This window comes from Cytophagales bacterium (assembly GCA_019456305.1).
Classification (GTDB): Bacteria; Bacteroidota; Bacteroidia; order Cytophagales; family VRUD01; genus VRUD01.
On sequence record VRUD01000075.1, the window covers coordinates 1 to 3997 of the forward strand.

Genomic DNA, 3997 nt, shown 5'->3' on the forward strand with positions numbered 1-3997 from the left:
CTACTAAGCCGGTGGCTCCTATCAATGCGAATTTCATAAATAAAAAAAAGGTAAATGTAACTAATCAGTCGGCAGTCCTCAATCGGCAGTCGGCAGTCGGCTTTGCAGGCTGTGGACTGCCGACTGATTCGTGTGGAGGTAAAATTACATAAATAATTCTTATATTAGTAAGATTGGTTTGTATTTAAAAAAAATTGGCGTACTTTGGGGAATTAAATCCCTAAATTACGCTTAAAATATTTTCACCATTATTAAGAATATAACTTCGCCTGCCTGCCGTTAGGCAACATTTGGTACGTGACTTAAGAGAAAGATGACCTTAAAAGACTTTCATATACTTAAATTACTCTTGTCTGCATTGATACTCAGTGTGATTACGACCTGTGCTTATTCTCAATGTGACACGATCGTAATATATACGGTAGCTGACAGCACCGAACAATTTGTGGTAATTCCATGTGATTCAGACTCCACTAGCACGTATGGAGAAATTTTGGGCAATGTGGGAAGTATGGGTAATATTACCCAGCTCTTAACAGATTCGGCCTCCGTTCCTTTTACGCCCTTAGCTCTGGCAGAGAATGATTACAATTTGTTGTCATACCCAGTTAGAACGAATTTAGCACTTGTATGGTCGGACTCTATTGTGGAACAAGGAGCATCATGCTCTGGAACATTAATTTCTAGTAACATAGCTTTGACAGCCGGCCACTGTATTGGTACCGTGAACTCCTTTGATGAATTTATTTGGAAGGGTGGGAAAGGTCTCTATGTTTCACCTTCCCACGTCAATGGGTTTCCCCAGAACCTGATTGGGAAAATCAAAGTGACGCACATAATTATTTTAAAAAAATTCTACAATAATAGCTTAGACTTCCCAAATGATTATGCTTTACTGGTTTTAGAAGATCCGGTAGGTAGTTCAATCGGGTGGATGGGACTTAGCTACCATCAAAATGATTCAATATTAAACAGTACTATGGTTTCCTACAATTTCGGATATCCTGCAACTTCAGGATATAATGGAAAAGATATGTTCTACAATTATGGAATTGTGGTAACTAATTTTTTCTGGGGTGAATTTAATAATGGAGTACCTGGTATTACGGGACAAAGTGGAAGTTGCTTTTTTTATGTTGATGGAAACAAATACCTAATGTACGGAATCTATGTTTTCTCTACTACGAACGATCTTTTCACAAAGAATAGAGTTTGGGAAATTCAGAAAATGATGGATCACGCCTCCACATTAGTTAGTGTCCCTGATCTTTCAATTACCAAGTTCAGTCTGGTAAATGTCTTTCCAAATCCAATGAATCAAACAGCAGTATTGACACTCGACACAGCGGTACGAGGAAACAATAGTGCATTCTCCATTGACCTATATGACATTTCAGGGCTGCTGGTTATGCGGGAAAGCCTAATCAACTGCTGTGAGTATGAACTTCAAAAAGGTAACCTGGAAAGTGGACTCTATACTGTATTGGTTTATGATAGTAAATCAATAATAGGTACTACTAAAATTGTCGTCAATTAATGTTCAAACGATTATTAATTTTAACTTTTTGGATAGTAGAAATGATGTAGTAGCTTTGTGGGAAAACTTTTTAATTGTAGAAAGATTAAAATATTGCTCATAATTAATTTATAAATTTGTGTATATGAAACAATTGATATCTGTATTGGGATACCTGGTGTTTTACGTTACACTCAACCAATTTCCTGCCATTGCCCAGTTCACGGATGACTTTTCGGATGGGAATTTTACGAGTAATCCTGTGTGGAGCGGAGACGACACAGTTTGGACCGTTATTGGTGGCGAGTTGCGTTCAAATAGTTCTACTATAAACTCTGGTTTCTATCTAAGTACTGCATCATCTGTTATTCAAAACACTCAATGGGAGTTTTATTGTAATTTAAAATTAGCTACTAGTGGGGCAAGATATGCCGATGTTTTTTTAGTATCCGATTCATCAAACCTCAAAGGAAACAATAGCGGTTATTTTGTTAGAATAGGCAATACTGCTGATGAGGTTAGCTTATATCGTAAAGACACCGGTTCATCTTTTATCATTATTAACGGTACTGATGCAACTATTAACAATGCCAGTGATAATCCATTGAATGTAAAAATAACTCGTGACTCAATAGGTACCTGGAAGTTGGAAATTGATCTGGATACTACAGGAATTTATAGCGTTGAGGGTACCGTGTTTGATACTACTTATAAAAGCAGCAATTTTTTTGGAGTTTTAGCAATACAATCAACTTCAACCTCTTTTTATAAATATTTTTTTGATGATTTCAATGTAGCTCCAATCCCTCCTGATACCATACCTCCTGCTATCTCATCACTCATAGTTCTCTCAGATACAACATTAGATATACAATTTAGTGAATTTGTAAACAAAACAACTGCTGAAATAGAAATAAATTATTCGGTAAATAATGGCATTGGAAACCCGATATCAGCGCTCCGGGATAGTACAGACTCCACCATAGTTCATTTAATTTTTGATACAGCTTTTGGCAATTGTATTACAAATACGCTTACCATCAACAACGTTCAAGATCTTTTAGGCAATCCAATAATAATACCTGAAACTAGTGATTTTGTCTATTGTGTGCCTGATACTGCTCTATATAGAGATGTCGTGATCAATGAAATATTTGCTGATCCGTCTCCTCAGGTTGGTCTTCCATTAATAGAATTTGTAGAACTCTACAACCGGAGTTCTAAAATTTTTAACCTAAATAGCTGGACTTTTAGTGATCCGACTACTACAGGCACTTTAAGCAGTTTAATTCTTAATCCCGGAGATTATGTTATCCTTTGTCCAATAGCAGATACAGCAAATTTTACAGGTAACATAATCGGCTTGAGTTCATTCCCAACCTTGAATAATTCGGGCGATAATCTTACTTTAAAAGAACCTTCCTCCTTACTTCTTGATGCAGTAAACTATGATATATCCTGGTATAACGACCCCACCAAAGACGGTGGAGGTTGGTCACTTGAATTGATCAATCCTTTTAATGATTGCAGCAAAGCCAATAACTGGACTGCATCAAATGACCCTTTAGGTGGAACTCCCGGAAAACAAAACGCTGTCTTTGATACTTTACCCGATACCTTATCGCCAGATCTGGTTAGTGTATTTGATTCAACTAATACTATTGTGGTACTTACTTTTAGTGAACCCATGGATAGTAATAGCCTCGCATCAGGAACATATACTTTTACTCCTCCACTAACAGTATCAACTATTCAACCCGTTGCACCCAATTTTACTGATGTGATCCTGACGCTTAGCCCGGCTATTGATACAGGAATAGTTTACACCATTACGGTAAACAATGTAACAGATTGCCCGGGAAATTTAATAAGTACAAATGATAGCGCTCAATTTCTAATTTCACCTCTTGCCGGCAAATTCGATGTAATCATCAATGAAATTTTTGCCGATCCGACACCTGTTGTCGGACTGCCTGAAATTGAATTTGTAGAAATATTCAATAGAAGCAATAAAATATTTGATCTGCGGGGATGGCAATTTGTAAACAGCACTACGAGTAAAATATTACCATCACATTTTTTATTTCCAAATAAATACATAATCTTATGTGATGAAAATGACACTGCCAATTATAGCCCTTTTGGTACTATAATTGGTATCCCTTCCATGACTGCTCTTACGAATGGGGGAGACAGCTTAACACTAACAGATGATGGGGGAAGTATAATAGATATTGTAGTTTATTCAGATAGCTGGTACAACGACCCTGCCAAAGACGATGGCGGCTGGACATTGGAATTGATCAATCCCTACCATCCCTGCAGCTTTTTAAATAACTGGACTGCTTCAAATAATCCCAAAGGTGGCACACCGGGTACACAAAACTCTGTCTTTGATACTTTACCTGATACTCAGCCACCTGATTTGTTGGGTGTGATTGCCCTGTCAAATACCTCTATTCAGCTTACTTTTAGCGAACC

Annotated in this window: 1 protein-coding gene and 1 pseudogene (1 of these 2 cut by a window edge); both read left to right on the top strand. The window is 37.3% G+C overall.

The annotated features are described in order from the left end of the window. The first annotated feature begins 313 nt into the window (after nt 1-313). Nucleotides 314-1537, top strand: coding sequence for a trypsin-like serine protease (locus FVQ77_14140; protein MBW8051450.1), 1224 nt, complete (start codon nt 314-316; stop codon nt 1535-1537). A gap of 124 nt (nt 1538-1661) precedes the next feature. Further along, a pseudogene (locus tag FVQ77_14145) lies at nt 1662-3997 on the top strand (hypothetical protein); it runs 2836 nt beyond the window's last position.